Origin of the sequence: Tunturibacter psychrotolerans, from assembly GCF_040359615.1 — a bacterium.
Classification (GTDB): Bacteria; Acidobacteriota; Terriglobia; order Terriglobales; family Acidobacteriaceae; genus Edaphobacter; species Edaphobacter psychrotolerans.
In genome coordinates this window covers 340,337-362,099 of record NZ_CP132942.1, presented here as the reverse complement: position 1 = coordinate 362,099, position 21,763 = coordinate 340,337, and the positions used below count along the sequence as shown (strand labels likewise).

At 55.5% G+C, this 21,763-nt stretch carries 16 protein-coding genes; 8 read left to right on the top strand and 8 right to left on the bottom strand.

The features are described from left to right. Positions 1-49 precede the first annotated feature (49 nt). Positions 50-304 (bottom strand): hypothetical protein, encoded by a 255-nt coding sequence (locus RBB77_RS01365; protein ID WP_353064391.1) that lies wholly within the window; start codon positions 302-304, stop codon positions 50-52. A gap of 22 nt (positions 305-326) precedes the next feature. Then, a complete protein-coding gene (locus RBB77_RS01360) occupies positions 327-2,057 on the bottom strand; it encodes a sodium:solute symporter family protein (protein ID WP_353064390.1) in 1,731 nt (576 codons plus the stop codon). Positions 2,058-2,435: 378 nt separating this feature from the next. Here RBB77_RS01360 and RBB77_RS01355 point away from each other — a divergent pair, with 378 nt between their 5' ends. The 3 genes from RBB77_RS01355 (at position 2,436) to RBB77_RS01345 (ending at position 6,733) form a co-directional block, all read left to right on the top strand. Beyond that, complete coding sequence (locus tag RBB77_RS01355; protein ID WP_353064389.1) at positions 2,436-3,704, top strand: ROK family transcriptional regulator; 1,269 nt, start codon at positions 2,436-2,438, stop codon at positions 3,702-3,704. A gap of 37 nt (positions 3,705-3,741) precedes the next feature. Continuing rightward, positions 3,742-5,223, top strand: a complete 1,482-nt coding sequence (xylB, locus tag RBB77_RS01350; protein ID WP_353064388.1) for a xylulokinase — start codon at positions 3,742-3,744, stop codon at positions 5,221-5,223. Between the two features lie 838 nt (positions 5,224-6,061). Continuing rightward, positions 6,062-6,733 carry an MBL fold metallo-hydrolase gene (locus RBB77_RS01345; protein WP_353064387.1) on the top strand — a complete coding sequence of 224 codons (672 nt, stop codon included), beginning with the start codon at positions 6,062-6,064 and terminating at the stop codon, positions 6,731-6,733. Positions 6,734-6,735: 2 nt separating this feature from the next. On the opposite strand, the gene RBB77_RS01340 is transcribed toward RBB77_RS01345, so the two are convergent. After that, the gene (locus tag RBB77_RS01340) at positions 6,736-7,809 is read right to left on the bottom strand and encodes a hypothetical protein (RefSeq protein ID WP_353064386.1); all 1,074 of its coding nucleotides are present in this window, start codon (positions 7,807-7,809) and stop codon (positions 6,736-6,738) included. Between the two features lie 488 nt (positions 7,810-8,297). Here RBB77_RS01340 and RBB77_RS01335 point away from each other — a divergent pair, with 488 nt between their 5' ends. The 4 genes from RBB77_RS01335 to RBB77_RS01320 all read left to right on the top strand — a co-directional run bounded on the left by RBB77_RS01335 (position 8,298) and on the right by RBB77_RS01320 (position 13,793). Then, positions 8,298-9,548, top strand: a complete 1,251-nt coding sequence (locus RBB77_RS01335) for a TonB-dependent receptor (protein WP_353064385.1) — start codon at positions 8,298-8,300, stop codon at positions 9,546-9,548. 28 nt (positions 9,549-9,576) lie between these two features. Beyond that, positions 9,577-11,784: a hypothetical protein gene (locus RBB77_RS01330; RefSeq protein WP_353064384.1), complete on the top strand. Its 2,208-nt coding sequence runs from the start codon at positions 9,577-9,579 to the stop codon at positions 11,782-11,784. Positions 11,785-11,818: 34 nt separating this feature from the next. Next, positions 11,819-12,949, top strand: coding sequence for a pyridoxal phosphate-dependent aminotransferase (locus RBB77_RS01325; RefSeq protein ID WP_353064383.1), 1,131 nt, complete (start codon positions 11,819-11,821; stop codon positions 12,947-12,949). Between the two features lie 148 nt (positions 12,950-13,097). Beyond that, the gene (locus RBB77_RS01320) at positions 13,098-13,793 is read left to right on the top strand and encodes a hypothetical protein (RefSeq protein WP_353064382.1); all 696 of its coding nucleotides are present in this window, start codon (positions 13,098-13,100) and stop codon (positions 13,791-13,793) included. Between the two features lie 47 nt (positions 13,794-13,840). Here the strand turns inward: RBB77_RS01320 and RBB77_RS01315 are convergent, their stop codons facing one another. From RBB77_RS01315 to RBB77_RS01295, 5 genes are all read right to left on the bottom strand, one after another. Further along, the gene (locus RBB77_RS01315) at positions 13,841-14,968 is read right to left on the bottom strand and encodes a PepSY-associated TM helix domain-containing protein (RefSeq protein ID WP_353064381.1); all 1,128 of its coding nucleotides are present in this window, start codon (positions 14,966-14,968) and stop codon (positions 13,841-13,843) included. 10 nt (positions 14,969-14,978) lie between these two features. Further along, positions 14,979-17,399 (bottom strand): TonB-dependent siderophore receptor, encoded by a 2,421-nt coding sequence (locus RBB77_RS01310; protein ID WP_353064380.1) that lies wholly within the window; start codon positions 17,397-17,399, stop codon positions 14,979-14,981. 229 nt (positions 17,400-17,628) lie between these two features. Next, complete coding sequence (dhaL, locus tag RBB77_RS01305) at positions 17,629-19,341, bottom strand: dihydroxyacetone kinase subunit DhaL (protein ID WP_353064379.1); 1,713 nt, start codon at positions 19,339-19,341, stop codon at positions 17,629-17,631. A gap of 100 nt (positions 19,342-19,441) precedes the next feature. Then, positions 19,442-19,969: a hypothetical protein gene (locus tag RBB77_RS01300; RefSeq protein ID WP_353064378.1), complete on the bottom strand. Its 528-nt coding sequence runs from the start codon at positions 19,967-19,969 to the stop codon at positions 19,442-19,444. A gap of 44 nt (positions 19,970-20,013) precedes the next feature. After that, the gene (locus RBB77_RS01295; RefSeq protein WP_353064377.1) at positions 20,014-20,955 is read right to left on the bottom strand and encodes an NmrA family NAD(P)-binding protein; all 942 of its coding nucleotides are present in this window, start codon (positions 20,953-20,955) and stop codon (positions 20,014-20,016) included. A 114-nt stretch (positions 20,956-21,069) separates the two neighbouring features. On the opposite strand from RBB77_RS01295, the gene RBB77_RS01290 reads away from it, so the two are divergent. Then, entirely contained in the window at positions 21,070-21,645 is a 576-nt protein-coding gene (locus RBB77_RS01290) for a TetR/AcrR family transcriptional regulator (RefSeq protein ID WP_353064376.1), read from the top strand. Positions 21,646-21,763 lie beyond the last annotated feature (118 nt).

Below are 21,763 nucleotides of genomic sequence, written 5' to 3'. Positions count from 1 at the left end.
GATCCCCCAAATGAAAATGTGCCTTTGTGCTGTGTACTGCCACAAGAACTCAATCCGTCGAGTGCGTTGCTGGCCGAAACCGTACCGTATAGAACACCCCGAAGATGGTCAATAGAACGCCCCACCAGAGCGTCGGCTGTAGATTCGCCAGAACGGTGGCGGCCTTTTGTCCAAAGCGCTCGAAGATGCCTTGACCTAATAGAACCAGACCGTCAGCCAGCATCAAGATGCCGCAGAAAAACCATATGGAGAGCCTTGCTCTGCGTGTCTGCCGATTTTGCTCTTGCGAACGATTGTCTTTCATCGTGTCTCCTTGCAGCTCGCTTCTAAAAAAACACTATATTCAGAATGAAAAACACAACGATCACGACAACTGCCCAGAAGGCAGGCTTCTGCCAAAGTTTTTCGGCGCCGTCGCTAGGTAGCGGAGTTACACCGTAGACCAGCCCAGCAAGTTGGGCGGTGGGCACAGCGTTCGTCATCAGACTCACGGTCACTGTAACCACAACGCAGATCAGCCAACTCCACAGAGCGCGATAAAGGTTCTCCGCCATCGGACGCGCATCAGGACTCATCGCGATGTATCGCAGGCCGTCAGCATTCAAACGAACCCAAACAAACATTCCTATCGAAGCTGTGGTTCCGGCTAACAACCCCCAGAATCCGCCAGCTCTTGTCGCCCTCTTCCACAGCATCCCCAGGATGACGGTGCCGAAGAGTGGCGCGATAAAAAAGCTAAATAACGCTTGAACGTAATCCATGATCGAAGCCGCGTTCATCACCAGGTAAGCCGTTGCAATCGACACAAGCATTCCGATAACTGTTGACCATCGTCCCATCGCTACATAGTGCCTGTCCGACGCTCTCTTGTTGATGAAGGCGCTGTAGAGGTCATAGGTCCAGACAGTCGAGAAGGCGCTGATATTGCCCGCCATGCCGCTCATAAAGCCCGCTATCAACGCCGTGATTCCGAGCCCCAACAACCCTGGCCCGCAGTAGCGGACCAACATCAGCGGCAGCACGTCGTCGTAGCTGTGTTGTCCGGTCGCCTTCGCTACACTTCCGGGCACCAGGTGAAACACCATGGAGCCATCGGCGTTGTGCAGCCCAAGCGCAATCAGACCGGGCAGAATCACGATCAAAGGAATTGCCATTTTGAACGCTGCCCCGATCACCGGTGCCATCTTTGCGGATCGCAGGCTGTTCGCACTCAACACCCGCTGTACCACAAGAAAATCTGTCGTCCAATAGCCGAAACTGATAACAAACCCCAGCCCAAAGACGATGCCTGTCCAATGCACGCCCATTGGGTTGTCTTTGAACCCTCCAAGCGTGTTCCACAGATGCGTGTAGTTGGTGTTACCTATGTTCGTCGCAATCTGCGTCTTAAGATTCGTCCAGCCATGCGCCTCGATCAACCCCAAGATCGGAATTGTCGCTGCCCCCGCCCATATCAAAATAAACTGCAGTACCTCGTTGATGATTGCTGAGCGAAGACCTCCGAGCATCACATATAGCGCTACCGTTCCCGCACCCACCCAGATCGAGAACGTCAGATTCCAACCAAGCACTGTCTGCATGACGACGGCCATGGCATACATGTTGACCCCGCTCATCAGGATCGTCATCAATGCAAACGACACTGCGCTCAGCGCTCTTGCGCCCTCGCCAAACCTAAGATGTAGATAACCCGGTACCGAGTGTGTCTTCGAGATGTAGTAGAAGGGCATCATTACGATGCCCAGAAATAGCATTGCTGGAATTGCGCCGATCCAGTACCAATGGGTTGCGAGCATCCCGTATTGATATGCTGCCCCTGCCCATCCCATCAGTTCCAGCGAGCCCAAGTTTGCTGACACGAAGCTCAGTCCCGCCACCCACGCCGACATCTCCCTCCCAGCAAGAAAGAACTCTTCACTCGTGTTCGTGGACCCCTTCACATAAAACCCAATGAAGATGACCAGAGCGAAGTAGAGCAGCAGGATGAGGACGTCGACTGGATTGAGTCGCGTCATCTGGACGCCGAGTACTGGAAAGCTGGAAGCGAGAGAAAGCATTATTTGCTACGAAAAGCCTTCCAAAAAGGTGGGTGAAGCGTCAGGCACATCAAAAACCTATTTTACTCGCGACCCGAACTATATCGACTACTGCGCAAAGTTGTCAATCGAGATCAGATTACCCAACACCCTTATCATCACGGTGGCCGCACAGAACTAGGGGTCTGGCGATTTTTTCCGATCCTTTTGAGACCTTTCCAGTTATCTCTACAAATCGCCACGGCGCACCGCTATACTGGATCTCGAAGAAATAGTTCTTGCGATTTTATTAACTCAGGGACCTCACACCCATCCCTGCAAAGTCGAGATACGCCAATCTACGGGAACAGCACTCCCGCTATGGAGCACTGATGAACTCTCAGCTCGTGCGAGCGCATTATGCCTACTAAAGAAAGAACAGAGAACGTCGACAAAGGTTTCCGGCGCGTAGACCTCGCCTATGTTGAACTTGCATCGAGCGAGATCGCTCGTGACATCAACCGCGACATCGTATTGGAGATCGTTCGTTCCAAACAGCCCATCTCGCGTGCTGACCTTTCACGCGTCTCTGGCTTGCAGCCTAGCACCGTCTCCAATATCGTCGAGCAACTTCTACAGGAAACTTGGATCGTTGAGGGTGCCGTAGCCCGCAGGCCGCGCGGCCGCCGCCCGACCATGCTCTCGCTCAACGACAATCTCGTCATGTTGGTAGCCGACCTGCGGCCACGCAGGGCAATCCTAGCCATTATCGACCTCAACGGTCGCATGCTCGCGCACGAAGAGATCAGCATCTTCTCGGATCCCGAACGATCCGTCGCCGGTATGGTCGACACCATGCAGGCCATGCGCGATCGCTTCCCACATAAAACCTTTGAAGGCATCGGAATCAGCGTGCCGGGTCGCGTCCATCCAAAGACAAACCATCTCATTCTCGCCCCTAATCTCAAATGGACGGACTACGACATCAAGGGAGCGATCCAGAAGAAGCTGCGCCTTCAGGTCGAACTCGACAACGATGCGACCGCCTGCCTGCTCTCCGAACTCTGGTTTGGCCGCATGGATAAAACGCGCAATGCCGTGCTGGTCAGCCTCTCCGAAGGCCTTGGCACCGCGATCTTCGCCAACGGACAGATCGTCTCGGGCCTCAACGGACTAGCTGGCGAGTTCGGCCACATCCCGGTAGACCCTGCCGGCCCTCTCTGCGGCTGCGGCAAACGCGGTTGCTGGGAGACACTCGCTTCATCCGACGCGGCCCTGCGCTTTTACTCAGAACTCAATCCAAACGCAAACGTCACCTTCATCCAAAACCTCATGCACCTCGCCGAAGAGGGTGATCCACTCGCTATCAAAGCGATACAGAAGCAGGCCCTGCATCTCGGACAAGGCCTACGTCTGGTCACCGCGGCCCTTTCTCCGGAACTCATCCTCATCACCGGCGCTCTCACCACAGCGTGGTCTAGCTTCGGGTCCATCGTGCAGGACGAGTTGGTATCCGGAATTCTCGCAGGCTCTGCACCTCGCCTCGAGATCACAACTGGAGGAGAGATGGCTCGCCTTCGTGGAGCTGCCGCCATCGCACTCCAGCGGCACTCCGGCTATCACAGCTCATCCCGCCGCGGCGCGAAAGATAAATCAAACGCAAGCAAGCGCTCCGAGACTGGTAACTAAACCCACTCAACGTACACAATCACGAGACTCACATCCTATGTATCTAGGCATCGATTGCGGCACGCAAGGGACAAAGGCTCTCCTGATCGATGAGCAGGGCATCGCGCACGGTCGAGGACATGCTACGCACCAAGTCATCCAGCGACCCTCCGGCGCCCGCGAGCAGGATCCTCAATGGTGGATTGAAGCCCTCCGGCTCTCAGTCAAGCAAGCGGTAGCACAAGCTTCGGGCCAACCCATCGAAGCCCTCGCAGTCTCAGGCCAGCAGCATGGCCTGGTCATCCTCGACGAGCGCATGCAGGTCATTCGTCCCGCCAAGCTCTGGAACGACACCGAAACCGCACCGCAGAACGAGGAACTGATCGCCCGCTTCGGAGGCCAGCAAGCCTTCTTCGAGCGCTTCGGCATCATCCCCCTCACCGGATACACCGTATCAAAGTTGCTCTGGCTACGGCAGCGGGAACCAGAAAACTTCGCCAGAATCCGCCACATTCTCCTTCCCCACGAGTACCTCAACTTCTGGCTTACCGGCAATCTCTTTGCGGAGTACGGAGATGCCTCTGGGACCGGATACTTCGATGTCCGTAATCGCACCTGGGCCGCTGAGGTCCTTGCCTCAATCGACCAGGGTACTGGCCATCTCCTTCGCGCTCTCCCGACCCTCGTTCCCGCGCAGCGAATCATCGGCGCTGTAAAGCCAGATGTAGCGGCCGATCTCGGGATCTCCAACGCCTGTCTTGTCGCCAGCGGCGGCGGAGACAACATGATGGGAGCGATAGGCACCGGTAATGTAATTGAGGGTGTCGTCACGATGAGCCTTGGCACTTCGGCCACCGTTTACTCTTTCCGCAATAAGCCGACAGCCAGCCCGAATCCTAGCATCGCTCCCTTCTGCTCCTCGTCCAACGGCTGGCTTCCGCTCGTCTGCACCATGAACGCAACCAATGTCGTGACGCAGATTCTGGATACGCTTGGCCGTACAGTCATTGATATTGAATCGGCTCTCGCCACCACGCGCCCCGGAGCGGATGCCCTGACCTTCATTCCCTTCCTCAACGGTGAACGTACCCCCGACCTCCCGTCCGCACAGGGATCTCTTCTCGGAATCTCCGCATCTAACTTAACTCCAGAAAATCTCATCCGTGCGACGATCGAAGGAGTCAGCTTCGGCATTCTTGAAGGCCTCGATCTCATCCTGGATGGCACAAGCGCGAAACGTATTCTGCTTATCGGAGGCGGGTCACGTTCTGCGCACTGGCGTCAGCTCCTGGCTGACGCCAGTGGCACAGATGTGCACGTTCCTCTTGAAGAAGAGGCTGGCTGTCTCGGCGCTTGCATTCAGGCCATCTTCGCCGCTCGCGGCGAAATGGGCTCGCCGGAGACCTTCATCCAAATCTGCGATCGTTGCAGCAGGCTCGATGACCAACGAACAGCCTCACCTAATCCGGTCTTGGCATCGCAATACGCTCAAGCGCGCGCAGCTTATCAGCACCATCGGGCAACTCAATACGGTGTCTAGCGGCGATTCTCTGTTCGGGAGGTCGCTGCCTACAGCACTTTCACTGCTAACGGCGTCCAAAACCAGCGGCGACTTCCTTCTTTGGAGATTAGAGGCGCAGTGCGATCCGAACCCGCCCTGCTTGGTGCCGAGAGCCAATTGGCTTTTTGTCTGCGCCTGGCGAGCGCTCTGAATGTACGTCGTCAGTGATCTATGTCGTGATTCATGCCGCTGAGATCGCTGAGAGCATAACGGTGAATTGGATTCGGGACCAATACGAGCCAGCGTCCCACATCGTCGCTGACCAGAAGGTGCTGACGGGTATAACTGGTCTTGGTGGAATGCAGTGTGTATTTGTTGGCGATCGCGCGAGTCGTTATGGCGGCAGTTAAGTCCAGGCTGCTTTCGTTCTTGTCCTTCTGATTGGCGTTTTACTAAGCTTCCGAAAATAGTGATGGTCCCGGCGCCGGCTGCTGCGCTCCTGCTCTTTACCATTTGGCGTAGTTTCAAACGCTGATCGGCTCTCTCAAGTCGGAATCTTCTCTATTCACTTCCGCAACAAGCGTTGGGCTGATCGACACGAAACAGAATCGGCGTTACACGGGTACGAGTGTGCATGACCGGCTTGTTGCACATTTGCCTACCGTGAAGCCAGTATTCAATATCATTGAAGAATCCCATCGGGTATCCAATAGCTCTGAGTCCAGTACAAAATATCTTTGTAAATTCAGCTCGAAATCGGCTCTCCAGTACGAAATAGCTTTCAATCTGACACTAGCTGGCGGCTGTCAAATAGAACGCTAATTGTTTTGAGCAACGCTATTTCCAGTATTCTGCTTCCGGCGTCGGAGAACCCTCCATGCGCATCTCGAAGTTCATCCACTCTTGTGTACTGATCGAACAGGCTGACTCACGCATCCTCTTTGACCCAGGTAAGTTTTGCTTCGTCGAAGGTCTTGTCCAGCCCGGCCAGTTCCAGAATCTTACCGCGATCCTTCTCAGTCATGGGCATCCGGATCACCTGGACGCTGGCTCCCTTAGAAAAATCCTTGACGCAAATCCACAGGCGGAGCTCCTCACCAACAAACCGACTGCCACTGAACTGGCATCCGCCGACATTCGGGCATCGCTCTTTGAAGATGGTGAGCGAACCATCGGAAATTTCCGGGTCACCGCAGTAGCTGCCCTTCACGCGTCCATTCTCAGCGGCGAACCGCCCTCCAACACCGCCTTCCTCGTCAACGACATGGTCCTCAACCCTGGCGATTCCTTTTCTGGCGCTCTCGATCGTTTCGCCGGTACCCCCGTCCTTCTGCTTCCCATCAAGGCGCCCTGGGAGAACGAGATGGAGATGTCGGGGTTCGTCCAGCGCATGCGCCCGCAGGTCGTGATCCCTGTCCACGACGGGCAAGCCAAGCCCTTCTTTGTCGACCATCGCTATGAACTCTTAGCGGAAGAATTTGATAAGGTTGGCGTCCGTTTCATCAGTCTGAAAACGCCCGGCAGCTCCTACGAGTGTGCGCATGCATAGCATCAGGCCAAAAATCCGAGTGCGAGGAGGGCGATCACAAGGAGATAGGTCAGAGGATATGCCCATCGTCCCATTCTATGCAGCTTCACTGCCCGCTCTCGCTTCCCATGCTTCTGCAGAAGAAATACGCCCAATATCTCAAAGATGCAGAGAAAGCAAAGTGTAAAGCTGGCCAGGAAGACCGCATCCAGAAACGAGACGTAGCCGATGCGCGGCAGATCGCGCGCAATCGTGAATTCGAATGCCACCATCGACAGCATCATCGTCATCGGGATCTTCAGCAGCCAGTCAAACATCTCTGCGTCGATCCAGAACACCACGCCTGGAATGAGCGCGAGCATCACGAGAGGCACGAGAATCTTCCAGATGTAGAAGCCTGATCGCCGCTTCATCGCAATCTGAAACACGGCCTCGTTTGTCGACGGCAAATTGAGTCCCCCTCTGACCCTGTCCACCGTGTACTTCACTTCCCCTGAACTCCAGCCTGAGAGTTCCGTGTCCCGGTCGCGACTTATCCCGGTCGAAGGCAAAGGCTGAAAAGCGAAGCGAACGTCTTCATCCGAAGTGAAGAAGGTGTGAAATTCGAGCCGAAGTAACTGTGTGTCGAAAGGAAACCTGCGAAAGTCGAAGTTATTCGATACGATCGAATCGAAGCGCTCCACGTATGTGACTACACCATCTTTGTCGGCAGTAAGCCAATACTGCATTGCCTTATGTGAGATCGTATTCGCCGACTCGATTGATGGGGCCCAGATCTCACCTAATCGATAACCTCTCTTCTTCTGATCCGTTGTAGCGATCGGCCAAGCAAGCCTGGGATCTTTCCATTTCGCTGTGAGGTATCCGCTCACCTCAAATGTCTCTTTTGTCTCGTCGATGGCGACGAAATCCGTGACATACAGCGCAACGGCCACCTCGACCGACTGACCACCAAACGACGGAGGCTGAAGCAGCTCGGCGTTCTCTACTGTCTGTTTCTCCGAGGGCTTCTTCTGAGTCGCGGCGTCCAGAGTCAGCGCCGCCAGACACGACAGCATCGATACGTATACGATGTTTCGCCAAACGAAGATTCGCATGCGATCGGTTCCGATACCAGAGCAAAAGCTTATACCATTCACAATTCAGGCTTGACCTAAGGCTCTTTCGCCCTCTGAATGGCTTTAGCGCGGCCGCATGAGGTGACAACAACGAGGACTGCTTCCCTCGCGTGATTCATTTGAACTATCCAAAATGGCTGTTTCGTCCGGCCTCTTTTCTTCTGCTAAGAAATCGGCTTGGGCCGCTGGACGAACAGGCTTGCGTATGCTATTGACCAACGCGATGTTCAAGACTATGCTGTCGCTATGCGCATCCTCAATGTGCTTCATTGTTGTCGCTCCTCGCAGGGCCTTCCTGTCGAGTTGAGTGGCGTTTCCGTCCGTTGTTGTTGCTAGCCCTCTCCTCATAAATCTCATCAGGCAAGTCTTTTGACCGCACGACCCTTTTGCTAATAGGGCGTGGCGTTGCCTCTGTTCAGTGTCGACTCGTCTGCATAACGGCAGCACATTCTCAGGAGAACCGTCTCATGGCTTCCTCTCAAAGCAAAGACTCACGTCTAAACGTCCGTCAGCTTTCTACCCTGTTGGTGCTTCTGCTTGCGCTGAATCTGCCGGCAATCGCGCAGACCTATAGTGGTGGAGTCCGCGGCTCCATTACAGATCCCGGAGGTGCTTCTGTTGCGGGCGCTTCCATCACACTCACGGACGATAGTACACATCAGACACGCAACACAACATCCGATAGCGCTGGTACCTACAATTTCAGTGCTCTGAAGCCCTCGATATATGGTCTTCAAGTTACAGTGGGAGGATTCAGTCCTGCGGAACGCACTCACATCGTCCTGGAGACGCAGGATTTTTTGACACTCGATATTTCGCTCACCCTAGGTACAGCAAATAGCGTCGTCCAAGTATCTGCTGACGCTCCGCTGGTAGACTCGTCGACCGCATCCGTCAGCACGGACCTGGACCAGCGGCGGCTTGAAGATTTACCCGTCCTCGGTCGCAATCCATACATTACGGCAAAGCTTTCGGGGGTTTTCGTGAATACGGGTAATCCGCAATTTATCCGCTTCGCAGACCAGAACGGTACGTCAACGACATCGGTTGCGGGTGGACCCGTTGCTGCAAATCTTTACCTCGTCGATGGCGTACCAATCACGGACACAAACAATCGCCCCATCGTCATTCCGACGATCGAATCCATACAAGATGTTAAAATTCAGGCAAACACATACGACGCACAAGTTGGACGCACTGGCGGAGGAGTCTTCAACACACTTCTGCGTTCAGGTTCGAACAGTATTCATGGCTCGGTCTTTGGCGAGACGCGACAGAGTTCGTGGCTTGCAAATGATTTCTTTGCCAACCGTGAGGGTGTTCCGCGGCCTGACAGTCCCTACTACAACTGGGGAGCTTCACTCGGAGGCCCCGTCGTTATCCCACATGTCTACGATGGCAGGAACAAGAGCTTCTTCTGGATTGGTTCGGAAGGGTATATCCAGACCTCTCCTTACACCGAGAGTTTTGCAGTCCCCACCGCGCTCGAGCGTATGGGAGACTTTTCAAAAAGCCATAACGCTGACGGCTCGTTGAACGTAATCTACGATCCGACTAAAACCTTCACCGATTCAGCCGGCACCCATCGAACACCGTTTGCCGGGAACAAGATCCCTGTCGGTCAACTTAGTACAGTAGGCAAAAAATATCGCCTCTTACTATCCACTTCCCCAGCTGAGTACTCCAACGGGACAATACAACTTCACAGGAACGGATGATGTGCGCGACCACGCACAGGAAGTAACAGTGAAGCTTGACCAGCAGATTCGTCCATGGTGGAACATCAGCGGCTCTTACATCTTTTACGAAGCCTTGCAGCCTCTGGGAAACCCACTCGGCACCCTGCCTGGGAGCTATTCCTACACATATCATCGTCAGGTCGACGCCGTTCAAATCAATAGCACCTGGATTCTGAATCCCAAGACGGTTGTGACTGCGCGTTACGGTAATAATCGCTTTCCCAACCTTATCGCGGAAGTTAGTCAGGGCTTCGACCCCGCCGTACTTGGATTCCCCGCTTCGTACTCATCACAGATCCAGTCCAAGTTCTTTCCAACTATTTTTTTGCGTAACTTCTCGCAACTAGGTCAGAACACCAGTTCGCTCGACAATTGGAAGTCGCAAATCATAAATGGAACGCTTGCCAGGACGGAGCGTCGTCATAATCTGACCTTTGGAGCGGAATACCGCCGCATCCGTATGGACTTTCAGGATTTCAGCAACGCTCCTGGTACCTATACATTCTCAGGCGCATTTACTCAGTCGGGTCCGAATGCCTCCGGCGACGGCTCCGGGTCCGATCTGGCTGATCTCCTGCTTGGCTACCCTGTCTCCGGAGAAGTCGATCTCACCACGCGGCTTAATACCTACCTGGACTACTTCGCTGTCTTCGCGCAGGACGACTGGCGAGTCACACCGCGGCTTACGCTTAACCTCGGGCTTCGATACGAGGGGGAAACAGGGTTGAAAGAAGATCACAATCAGCTTGCGGTTGGCTTCGATCGCACCGCGACCTCTCAGCTGGCAAATGGCGCTACGGTGACAGGCGGAATCCTGTTTGCGGGTGTGGACGGCAATCGCCGTGACATTGGCGATCTATCTCTTCTTAAGTTTGCTCCGCGTCTTGGCGCCTCGTATCAAATCAGGACGAAGACTGTTCTCCGTGGCGGATATGGCATTCTCTACGCCCCGTTACGTTATGACCCAATCGGTGCATTAGCGCCAGGTTACACCGCGGCTAACTCGTATGTGGCCAGCTTCGACGATAACCAGACGTCGGCGGGCTCGATCAACAATCCATTCCCTGCAGGACTCCAAAAGCCAATTGGAAACTCTGCCCGGCTATTCACAGGAATCGGCAATTCGGTTACGAGCTACGATCAGAACCTTCATGCTCCACTCGTTCAACAGTTTTCGGTCGGAGTCGAGCAGGAGTTGCCCGGCCATATCGCGCTCGATGCCTCTTATATAGGATCGCGATCAATCAATCTCAACCCTTCTCCCACCGGTAGCACGCCCATCAATTTCAATCAGCTCGATCCATCAAACTTCAGCCTCGGCAGCTCTCTCAGCGATGAGGTGCCAAATCCAAACTATGTCGCGGGTGGACCTGGAATCATAGGTCAAGCCACAGTGGCGCGGTCGCAAACGCTACGTCCATTCTCACAATTCACTTCCGTGAATCTCTTCGTCAGCTCTGCGCACGCGAACTATAACGCGCTTCTGATCAAGGCAGAAAAACGCGCAGGTCACGGTTTAAATCTTGTGACCTCCTTCACCTGGTCACGCAATATGGATTCTTCCTTCGCCACGGCGAACAGCATTCAGAGTTCAGGCATCTCCGCACCCCAGAACGTATACGACCTCGAAGCCGAATATGCTCACTCCGTCACTGATGTTCCGTATCGATTCGTCGCTGGCGTTCTTTACGATCTTCCGTTCGGCAGAGGAGAGCGCTTCTCAACTGGTACTCGTTGGGGTGACGATATCATCGGCAGATGGCAGTTGAACGTTTTGCCCACCTTCCAGAGTGGTTTTCCCGTTTCCATCCATCAGAGCAGCAATCCCAACAACACTATTGCCGGTAACGGTGTGCAACGTCCAAATCTTGTATCGGGAGTCGCACTCGGGACCAAAGGCACCCTCTATGATCGGCTAAACGGATATATCAACCAGGCAGCATTCACAACCTCTGCGGCTTACTCCTTCGGCAACGCTCCACGCACCCTGTCGTTGCGAGGTCCCGGCTATGAAAACTGGGACATCTCCCTCTTCAAGAGCGTTTTGATTCGCGACAGGCTGAATGTCCAGTTCCGCGCGCAGACCTTCAACACTTTCAATACGCCTTTATTTGCAGGCCCAAACACCGCTTTCGGAAGCGCAAACTTCGGTGCAATAACGGCACAGTCCAACTTCCCGCGCTACCTTCAGCTTGGTCTGCATATAACTTATTGAACTCAACTAGGACACTTATCTGTAAGAGGAAAAAATGCAATCAGTGCTCACTCGCAGGTCTCTTTTGAAAAACTCTAGTCTCGCCCTGGGGGCGAGTTTCTTTCCAACGTCGGCGATTGCGACTCCGCACGCGCAGGGATCCGGAGAAATAATTCACCTTAACCTGAACGAAAACGCATTTGGTCCGTCACCCAACGTCGAAGTTGCTTTGAGAGATGAGCTGCCCCGCCTCTCCCGTTACGCTGATGCAAAGGCTGCCCAGGCATTCGCAGAACAGATTGCGGCTTACGAACGCGTCTCCGTGGAACAAGTGGTGTTAGGAGAAATCCTGGGAGAACTCGGTCTCTACTTCGGAAGCGAGAAAGGTCCTGGCGGTGAATTCGTATACTCAACACCCGGGTATCTCGCGCTTATCAATGCGGCCTCACGGGTCGGAGGAGTTGGGGTAGCAGTACCTTTGAACGAAAAGTATGAAAATGATTTGCCAGCATTGGCGGCGAAGGTCAACGACAAGACGCGAGCTCTCTACCTGATTAACCCCCACAATCCTACAGGCACCATAAGCGAAGACAATGCATTCAAGAAATTTCTTCGCGACGTTTCACAACGTGCTCCAGTAATCGTTGATGAAGCTTACCTTGAATACACCCCGGACTTCGAAACCCATTCAGCCGTATCTTTGACTCGTGAAGGTGCGAATGTCCTTGTGTTTCGCACCTTCGATAAGATTCATGGACTTGCCGGACTTCCTATCGGCTACACGCTTGTTCCGCGTGACCTTGCTGTCACTCTACGCAAACAGGGGATCGGGGATGCGGAGTCTCTGGGACGCCTTAATATAGCCGCTGCCTCGGCTGCTCTTGCCGATACATCCCACGTCCGCCAGATTCGATCCATCACCATTGATGAACGAGGCAAATGGATCTCTACGCTGGAAGAGCTTAAGTTGCCGCATACAAACTCTCATACCAATTTCATCTTCTTCAATTCTGGTCATCCGCAACCTGAAGTCACAGCTGCAATGCGTGCCCGCGGAGTTGATATTGGCAGGAGTTTTCCTCCCTATTCCAATTGGGCGCGCATCACGATCGGAAAAGTCGATGAAAATTCCTTTGCGCAACAGCAGCTACGTCAGGTGTTGAATGAGCTATCGTCGCGCTCCTGAGATCTACCCTTGGAGCAGGGTCTCGCTTTCGCTGCGGATCAAGCTCACGTCACCTACTGGCAGCGCGTCTACACTGTAAGTGCGGCCAACGCCGCCGGACCTCTCCTTCGACCCGGTTCGCCCCCAGGACGCCTGAGGACCGCCCACGATGCAGCAGCCTCTCCACACCGGAGTTTCCACTGCGACCGCTCCCCGCTTCTATATCACCGGCCGCCAGCGGCTCAGCCCTGTCGCCATCGCGCTCGCTATCGTAGCCGCCGTCGGTGTGCTCTTCTCGGTCCTCTATGCTCTGGCTCACAACGGTCGTGCTCATCTCGCCTCTGGCAGCTCAGGTCGTTCCGCCAACGCTGCAACGGAGGCCGCCTCGGCTGCCGACGAGAAAGACGATCCATCGCAGATCGACACCATCGTACTCGGCGATCCCGCGGACGCTCCTGTGCCCGCTCGGCGGGGAGATCACGTCAGCCCTGTTCATGCCACAATCCTCGTTCGTCTGCCGCGTTTCGGCGACCAAGTGGGTCTTATCCCCGATACACCTGCCGGCCGCCTGCTCTACGGCTGGCTCGCCGCCTTTAATCAGGCAAGCTACCCTGCTCTCGGTAACGCTCTGCCAAACGTCGCACTCGCCGCGGCTGCGGCTGCACAGATTGAACTACGGCAGCAAACCGGAGGCTTCAATTTGCTCTCTGCCAAAGAGGTTCAGCCCGGCGTCCTCGTCTTCCGACTCCGCGACCAGACCACCTCGCGGATCGAGGTCCTCGGCACGCTCCAGGTGCGTCCGAACTCCAGCCCCGCCGCCATCGCTAGCTTCAGCCTCCGCGCTGTGAGTCAACCGGAACACTGAAGGCAACCTGGTAGGTCCCAACGCTGCCGAGATCAAGTCTTTAATCACTAGAGTTGATGGCGAAGAAAGCGATTCCAGTACATCAATAGGCCGGTGATCGCGAGGATTGCGAGAGCCAGTCCGCAGAGAGCCCAAAGGATCTTAACGGATATGCCCCACAACGTGCCGAAGTGGAGAGGATGCATGGCCCATAGAATCCAGTCGCCAGCGGTGTGATTCTGACCGTAGTGCCAAATGGTGAGGACGCGAGCGTCTGTCGTTGACAACGTGATGATGTCGCGATGAGAGAAGTCACCCGGTGCGCGAAGATCGACGAGGGCATAGACGACTGGGCCAGTGAGCAGCGGATCGCTTAGGCTGAAGAGTCGTCCGCGAGGGGACTCCTGATGGACGGCAGTCAGAATCTGCCCAAGGGACGCGTGCTCGGGACCAGGCTTCGGCGGCGTTAGGACTGAAGGCGAAAGCATCCCGTGAATGGGGGAGACAAGAGCGACGACGGAGGTGACCTGCCGATACCAAGCGAAGTAGATTCCTGACAGTGCCCACCAGAAGACGACGAAGAGAGTCCAGAAACCAACTGCGTTATGTGCGTCGTAGTTGATGCGCCGCCAATTGTGTCTGAACCCAATGCGTAACCCGCGAGCCCATATTTTGATTCCGGGCCACCAGAGAACGAGACCTGTGATGACGAGCAAGAGGAGACACAGAGCGCCTATCCCGTTTATTTGCACGCCGTGCGCTTCGCCGAGAAGAAGGTTTACGTGCAGCTCGTACGTCCAGTAGATCCACGTGTGCGGCTGCAACTTGAGATTCGCGGTGACGGGGTCTGCCAGGAGCGTAAAGGAATGCTGATGACTGTCTTTCGCAAAGAGGAGAAACACGGGCGTCTCTTGCGATGGCGTCTGGAGGTTCTCAAGTCTACTGTCTGGATAGGTGGCCCTGAAGCGATCGAGAATTTCAGCGATCGGCGCGGTGCGCTCGGCGGTATAAGGCGTGAGAGTCTTCGGCAGTAGAGCTCTCGTCAACTCGGTCCGGAAGACGAGGATGGAACCTGTGAGCGCAATCATCACAATGTAGAGCGAAAGCAGGACGCCCGCCCAGAGATGGATCTGGAAGAACGCCCTGCGTAGCCATAGCTTGCGAGGATGGTGGATTAGCGCGTGAAAAAAAGACATGCTCGTCTGATTAGAAACGGTACTGCGCCGTTCCGATCACGTTTCGCGCATAGCCGTAGTAGCAGGAAGTTAGTCCGGTGCAGGTTGCGACGTAACGTTTATCGGCGATGTTGGTGGCATTGACGCTGAAGAGCGTGTGGCGATAGCCGAAGCGGAGACCGGCATCGAGGAGAGTGTAGTTTGGGATGAAGAACGAATTGGCCGCGTCCGCTGCATTGGTGCCCACGAAACGAAGACCGAAGTTTCCGCCGAGACCGGCAAATCGCCCTTCGCTCCGGGTGTAGTCGGCGAGTGCACTGAATTGGTTGCGAGGCGTTTGAGGGAGCCACTTACCGATGTTCGTCGTTGTGACGTCGTTCAGGTTGTCTGTGGCAGTAAATGTATAACCGCCGTGGAGGTCGAGGCCCTGCGACAGGCTCGCAACTGCTTCGAGTTCGAAGCCCCGGGAGCGGACCTCACCGTCCTGGTGCTCATTGAAGTTCGAGTCCGCGACGAGAACGTTGGTCTCGTTGATCTGGAATATGGACGCGGTGATGAAGCTGTTAGAGGTGCGAGGTTGCAGTTTAACGCCGCCTTCAATCTGGCGTGCGTCAGACGGTACCGCAGGGTCGGTAGAGAGACCTGTTGAGGCGTTGAAGACGAATGTTCCTGCGTTGGGAAGAAAGCTAGTGGAGTAAGCGAAGTAAGGGGCCACGCCAAAGTCCGTGAGGTAGGTGACACCGACCCGGCCTGTGAAGCGTGTGTCCAGATGCGAGAAGTTTGCGCCTGCCGGGAGGAAGTTGGTGATGTCGTTCTGGGCGAAGTCCTGACGACCACCGACGGTAAAGATCAGGTGGTTGCCATACTTAATCTGATCCTGTGCGTAGAGGCCATTTTGCTGCAGCACGCTATCGTTGTTCAGGTATGGGGCGCCGGTAGGAATCGTGGTTTGACCGTAGACGGGATGGTAGATGTTAAGGTCACCGACGCCGAAGAGATAGAACCCCATGGCGCGTTGGGCGATGTGCTGGTAGTCGTATCCGAAGAGCACCGTCTGTTCCCACTTGCCGGTGGTGAAACGTCGAAGGGCTCGAGTGTCCACGGTATTGAAGCGGTTCGTATTCGGTGAGGCAAAGAGATAACGGGAGACGTCGGTGAGACTTGCGCCGTCAAAGCCCGCGCCGACAATGGTGCGGCCCTTGAAGTCGATGTACTGATAGCGGTAGTTGGAGTGAAGATTCCAACCATCGGCAAAGAGGTGGTCTCCCGTATAGCCAATGGAGGCCTGGTCGCGTGTGACTTTGTCATAGTCCGGTTCGCCGAGGAAGGTACTGACAGGAATGATGCCGTTGGGGTTCGTGTTGTAGAGGGTTCCGTTGGCGGGAAGAAACTGGCTCCACTTGCTTCCGTCGTGCTGGTAGTCCGCGAGCACGGTGAGGTTCGTGCGCTCGCTGGGATGCCAGGTGAGCGCAGGAGCAATCAAGCGGCGGTTGTCGGGGGTGAAGTTGGTCTGAGTGTCACTGTCGCGGATGAGTCCGAGCAGGCGGTAGCGGAAGACCTGATCGCGATCGAATGAGCCGGTGGAGTCGATTGCTCCTTGACGACGATCGTAGGCGCCGAATTGGGCTTCGATCATCGTGCTTCGTTCGGCGCTGGGACGCTTGGTGACCTGATTGATGAGGCCGCCGGGAGGAAGTTCACCGTAGAGAACAGAGCTCGGACCTTTTAGCACCTCAACAGATTCAAGCTCAAACGGGTCGAGCTTGCCGGCGAGGGAGTTGAAGCGCATGCCGTCACGAAAGATCCCGAACGTCTGGGCGTCGAAGCCACGAATCTTGAGCCAGTCGAAGCGCGGCTCGACGCCATACTCATCGGCTTGGATACCCGGCGTATAGCGCAGCGCTTCGTTTACGGTAATCACTCCGCGTGCTTCCATCTCTCGCTCGCTGACGATTGAGATCGACTGAGGCACCTCTATGAGCAGCGCATTGGTCTTCGATCCAGCGTTCGACGCATAGGGAACGAAGCCGCTGTCGCCAGAGACGTTGACGATATCGGTAGCAGAGCCCAGGTCCATCTTTATCGATAGGGGCGCGTTGAGAGGAAGGTGAACCTCGAGGGTCTTTTTCGCGAAGCCAGGAGCACTGGAAGTAAGAGTATAGTTCCCGCTGCGCAGATGGATCGTCGCGGCACCATCGCTACTGGTGATACCGGTTACCACCGTTACCCCACAACGAGCTTCGATCTCTGCCCGGTCTACGACTGCGCCAGTTGGATCGGTAACTTTAATCGTAAGGTCAGCGAAGGAAGCCGAAGGCGACACAGAACACGAGGAGTTTAGAGCGTTATTTTGGCCAGCGTAGCCGAAAGCGTCCGCTCCCTGAACAACAATGCTTAGGAGAACAGTCGTGCAGCAAAGGTAAAAGCCGCATGGAGACAAGGTCTGATTCATTCGTCATTCGCCTTTAAGACATACTTCGGCCGCTGCGCGAAGAAGGCGCATTGGCAAAAGTAGGTAGGTCATTTGGTCCGCAGAGAGCAGTCGCCGCCTGGCAACGTCTTCGTCAGAAAATTATTTCCGTCAAGTCAATATACGACCTTTTTAGTCGCAGATCAAATGACGCAGCTGATTGAAGCTTTCAGATTGATCCATTGCCTCGGCGAGTTAGCGAATAACGGGCTTATTCGACAAGGGCCTCGCAGGCTGAGCGCAACCAAATGGTGACCGCTTTCGCGCCTGGATCGGGGTAGCCGAGCACGCGATCCCCTAAATAACTGGACCGGCCCACATGTGGTTTCATCCGGGCCGTTGCCTCGGCGCCGCGCTCCGCCGCTTCGACCGCGTCCATAACTGTTTTGCGCGAAACGTTTCCGTCGGCACTCTTCTTCAATGCCTTCACGAATGGATCCAGAGCATCCAGCATGGACCGATCGCCCGGCTTCGCGCCGCCAAGTTCGCTAATGGCTCGGCAGCCCTGATCGAGCGAGTCGGCCCACTTCGCTAATCCGGTTTCCCCTGAGCTCTTCAGAACACTGCCGCAACGCAGGAAAAACACTCCGTAAAGAGGTCCTGAAGATCCACCAAGTTCAAGTCGTAGAGTATGGCCAAGCGCTTTGAGCGTGGCGGGAGCATCGTCCAAAAGATACGACCCCACCGCGCTCTGCACAGCCCTGGCTGCGCGCTCCATGCTAATACCCAGGTCGCCGTCGCCCGTTACGCGGTCCATCTCCGTAAGTTCATCTTTGGCGGCGATCAGCGCGTTGCATGCGGCGTCGATGGCCTGCTTTGTTTTTCTGCCCTTCTCGGATTGCGCGCCGATGCCGGTCGGCGAGTTCACCTTTGTATCGACCGCCGTGGCGATTCGCGTTTCCGGGTTGCCCGGCCTTTGTTTCGGGGCGTTTGGCCACCCAGGGGCCGAAGTCGCTGCATCGAGCCAACGCAGCCGCTCATCGTTTACACCGAGAACGGAGATCGAGATGCCAGCCATGTCAAGCGACGAGAGGAATGTTCCCGCATAGATTCGCTCCACCGTGATTCCTTTGTTCTCGAGGAAAGGTCTTGCATGGCGGGCCACGATCGCGAGCTCCATCTCTGTAACTGCCCCTAAATTATTTAGCATCACAGCCACGCGCTTTTCGTCGCCAAACTTACCGTGCTTCAGAATTGTGGTCAGCAATGTCTCCGTCAATTTGTCCGCTGGCTGTAGTTCCGTCCGTATTGCCCCTGGCTCTCCATGAATACCGAGACCAAGTTCCATCTCTCGCTCGCCGAGCTGAAAGCTCGGCTTTCCGACTGTGGGCGAGGTGCCCGCCGAAAACGAAACACCCATGGTCGCCAAAGACCCGACCGCAGCTCTTCCCTCTATTGCTAATTCAGCCAGGCTCTTGCCCTCGTCCGCGGCAGCCCCCATCAACTTGTGGATGAAAACAGTCCCAGCGAGACCGCGCGCACCCGTGGCCTGTTCTACATCCTTCAAGGCAACGTCATCGTCCACGATGATCATTTCGACAGAAATACCTTCAGAGCGCGCCATTTCGGCAGCCAGACCGAAGTTCAGTCTATCGCCGGTGTAGTTTTTGACCACCAGCAACACTCCGCATTTTGTCGCGACCGCCTTGATCGCTGAAAAGACGGAATCAGCGCTTGGCGAAGTGAAGACTTCTCCGACCACAGCAGCGCTGAGCATGCCTTCACCGATGTAGCCTATATGCGCGGGCTCATGTCCGCTGCCTCCTCCGGAGATCACTGCAACCTGTCGGTCAGCAGCTTGCCCTCTCTTCGCGCGGACGACGACTTTATGTCCCGACAGAGTGGAGGAGCCTGGGTGAAGCACCGTCAGCCCTTGCAGCATTTCTTGCACGACGTCTTCCGGGCGGTTAATGAACTTTTTCATCACGAAAACAATTTACCGCATTGGGTGCAGTTCCGCAGAACTCTTCGAGCGCGTGATGGGATCGGATGTTCCTATGCGAATCCCAAGAGCGCTCGGTGATTTAGCGAACGATGAGAATATTGTCGGGAATGGCATGAGCTGCCCTGGACTGAGGGCGCACGAGCCAATAGAAAGCGACGACGTGCGTAAGCATCAGCATTGGAACGTAGATGATGGGGATGAAATAGGCTGCGCCCAGTTGGCCTGCCAGGTGAGGAAGGCCGAGTCGAATGGCGTGGTAGTAGTCGACGAGGATGTCGGTCGCGCCCACAAGGTTATAGGCGACGACGAACAACCAGAACAGCGGGCGTTGCCTTACGGTAAGAAGTGCCAGAATGGCGAGCGTGCCGGTGGCCAGATCACCGTAGGCGGCGAACGTGGCGAAGGAAGCGGGAAAATTTGGGCCAACAACATCGGGAAGGATGAAGACGAGCCCTAAGAATCGGAAGCTGTGGATCGTGGCAATGACGCGCTGCGCGTTGAACGAATCCATCAACTTGAGCCTGGGCAGGATGTAGGTGCCGAAGCAGAGCAGACACGCGACATAGCCTAAGACGAGATGCGTTTGGAAGATTGCTTGCGGTGACATTTTGACCTCCTGTGATGATGAAAACCATATTCATTGCGATGGACTCAGATCGACCTGGAACTGGCCGCCTGGGCATCGAAGGACGCTGCATTCGCTCGAAAGTACTCCTCCAACGTTTGCGGATTTCGGCCAGTCACCGCACGAATCGTATCCGTGGTGCGGAAGCGGCTTCCACCTCTCCTGAAGTACTGCCAAAGATGGGTCAAATGATCGATAGCGTGTGGATTGATTCTCTCCTTCACTGCCTGTACCCACTGCTCATCCGTAATCGGCACATAGCGAATTAGCCGGCTGAGCGCTCTGCCAAGAGTTTCGACAATCTCGCGCACTGTTAGAGTTTCGGTCACCAGAGGGAATACCCTTTCAGACGGCACGTCGGAGGCGGCCAGAAGAGTTGCGGCTACGCGGGCTACGTCTTCTGCGCCGACGAGAGGGATGACGGCGTGACCGTCGCCCCATGGTAAAAACGCGCTGTTTTGCTCTGCCACGCTATGGCCGATAAGAGCGCGTACGTTCTCGTAATAGGGCGGCGCCTGAAGATGAATGGCCCCGACTTGTGCCCAATCGAAGATGCGATCGGCGAGCCGATGCTGCAGGTTTCGGAATGAGGCGGCGTATCTGAGATCGCGAAATGCCGGATCATCGGGTGTGCCCTGAGACTGTGAGTTGTTCACCACCATCTCGAGGCCAGCGTCGCGAGCTGTTGCAGCGAAGATGGTGGCCGCTTCGAGTAATCCGTCGGCGACGGGGAAGGTGAAGTACGCGCGTTGCACATCTTCCAGAGCCTGTTTAACTGAGGCGGGATTGAGGAGATCGCCCTCGAAGATCTCCGCACCTTGCTGGCGGAGTTCGTCGGACCGGGCGTCAAGTTTATGGACGAATGCGCGAACGGGAATGCTCTGCTGGAGCAGAAACAGTGCGACCAGGCGTCCGGTTGATCCCTGCGAACCACCGGCTGCGCCAGTAACCAAGATTGTGTGAGACATCGGAAAATCCTCCTTTCTCGCATAGGATTATGCATATCATCCTATAGATTCAGATTCTTTCGCTGACTGCGCCGGTTGCATCGTGGGATGATCTCGGGCATCCTATGATGAATCGTGCGTTACCGGCCCGAACACAAAGCGGAAGTCCATCAGAAGATCGTCGAAGACGCCTCGAGACGCGTGCGCGCCGAGGGCCTGAATGGGGCGGCGGTTGCAGCGGTGATGCGCGACACTGGTCTAACCCACGGAGGCTTTTACAAACACTTCGAGAGCAAAGACGATCTGCTCCTTGAGTCGCTGAGCGAGGCTTTCCGCGATATCGGCGACACCCTGGTCCGAGTGGCCGAACAGTCGCCCCGTGAAGCCGCGTGGAAGGCGATTGTGAGGGCCTATCTTAGCCTGGATTTCAGCGATCACCCTGAGCGCGGTTGTCCGCTGCCGGCACTTGCCCCCGAATTGACGCGGGTCGGCAAGAAGATGAGGGGGCAGATCTTTCCCCAGCTGGTGAACTACAAGGATCGATTGGTTCCTTTTATGCCAGGCAGGCGAGCTGCGGAAAAAGAACGTGCTTTCTTTGTGATTTTTTCAACGATGGTAGGGGCCATAGAAATCGCTCGCATGCTACCCGAGCCTGCGATGCGGGAGAAGGTGCTGGCATCTGTTAGAGATTTTCTCTTGTCCAGTTTTTGAATCCGGAAGTTGATATGGCGTCACCTCCAACGCTCATGGGTACAGCAAACGCCTCTCCTGCTGCCTACTTCGTCTCCGCCACGTAGGCGGGGTTCAGCGTCCCGCGGCGCGTCGCGAT

What these genes read in the sequence shown, in the direction of transcription:
- RBB77_RS01365 (WP_353064391.1), bottom strand. Translation starts at nt 304, where the DNA reads ATGAAAGACAATCGTTCGCAAGAGCAAAATCGGCAGACACGCAGAGCA.
- RBB77_RS01360 (WP_353064390.1), bottom strand. Translation starts at nt 2,057, where the DNA reads ATGCTTTCTCTCGCTTCCAGCTTTCCAGTACTCGGCGTCCAGATGACG.
- RBB77_RS01355 (WP_353064389.1), top strand. Translation starts at nt 2,436, where the DNA reads ATGCCTACTAAAGAAAGAACAGAGAACGTCGACAAAGGTTTCCGGCGC.
- xylB (WP_353064388.1), top strand. Translation starts at nt 3,742, where the DNA reads ATGTATCTAGGCATCGATTGCGGCACGCAAGGGACAAAGGCTCTCCTG.
- RBB77_RS01345 (WP_353064387.1), top strand. Translation starts at nt 6,062, where the DNA reads ATGCGCATCTCGAAGTTCATCCACTCTTGTGTACTGATCGAACAGGCT.
- RBB77_RS01340 (WP_353064386.1), bottom strand. Translation starts at nt 7,809, where the DNA reads ATGCGAATCTTCGTTTGGCGAAACATCGTATACGTATCGATGCTGTCG.
- RBB77_RS01335 (WP_353064385.1), top strand. Translation starts at nt 8,298, where the DNA reads ATGGCTTCCTCTCAAAGCAAAGACTCACGTCTAAACGTCCGTCAGCTT.
- RBB77_RS01325 (WP_353064383.1), top strand. Translation starts at nt 11,819, where the DNA reads ATGCAATCAGTGCTCACTCGCAGGTCTCTTTTGAAAAACTCTAGTCTC.
- RBB77_RS01320 (WP_353064382.1), top strand. Translation starts at nt 13,098, where the DNA reads ATGCAGCAGCCTCTCCACACCGGAGTTTCCACTGCGACCGCTCCCCGC.
- RBB77_RS01315 (WP_353064381.1), bottom strand. Translation starts at nt 14,968, where the DNA reads ATGTCTTTTTTTCACGCGCTAATCCACCATCCTCGCAAGCTATGGCTA.
- RBB77_RS01310 (WP_353064380.1), bottom strand. Translation starts at nt 17,399, where the DNA reads ATGAATCAGACCTTGTCTCCATGCGGCTTTTACCTTTGCTGCACGACT.
- dhaL (WP_353064379.1), bottom strand. Translation starts at nt 19,341, where the DNA reads ATGAAAAAGTTCATTAACCGCCCGGAAGACGTCGTGCAAGAAATGCTG.
- RBB77_RS01300 (WP_353064378.1), bottom strand. Translation starts at nt 19,969, where the DNA reads ATGTCACCGCAAGCAATCTTCCAAACGCATCTCGTCTTAGGCTATGTC.
- RBB77_RS01295 (WP_353064377.1), bottom strand. Translation starts at nt 20,955, where the DNA reads ATGTCTCACACAATCTTGGTTACTGGCGCAGCCGGTGGTTCGCAGGGA.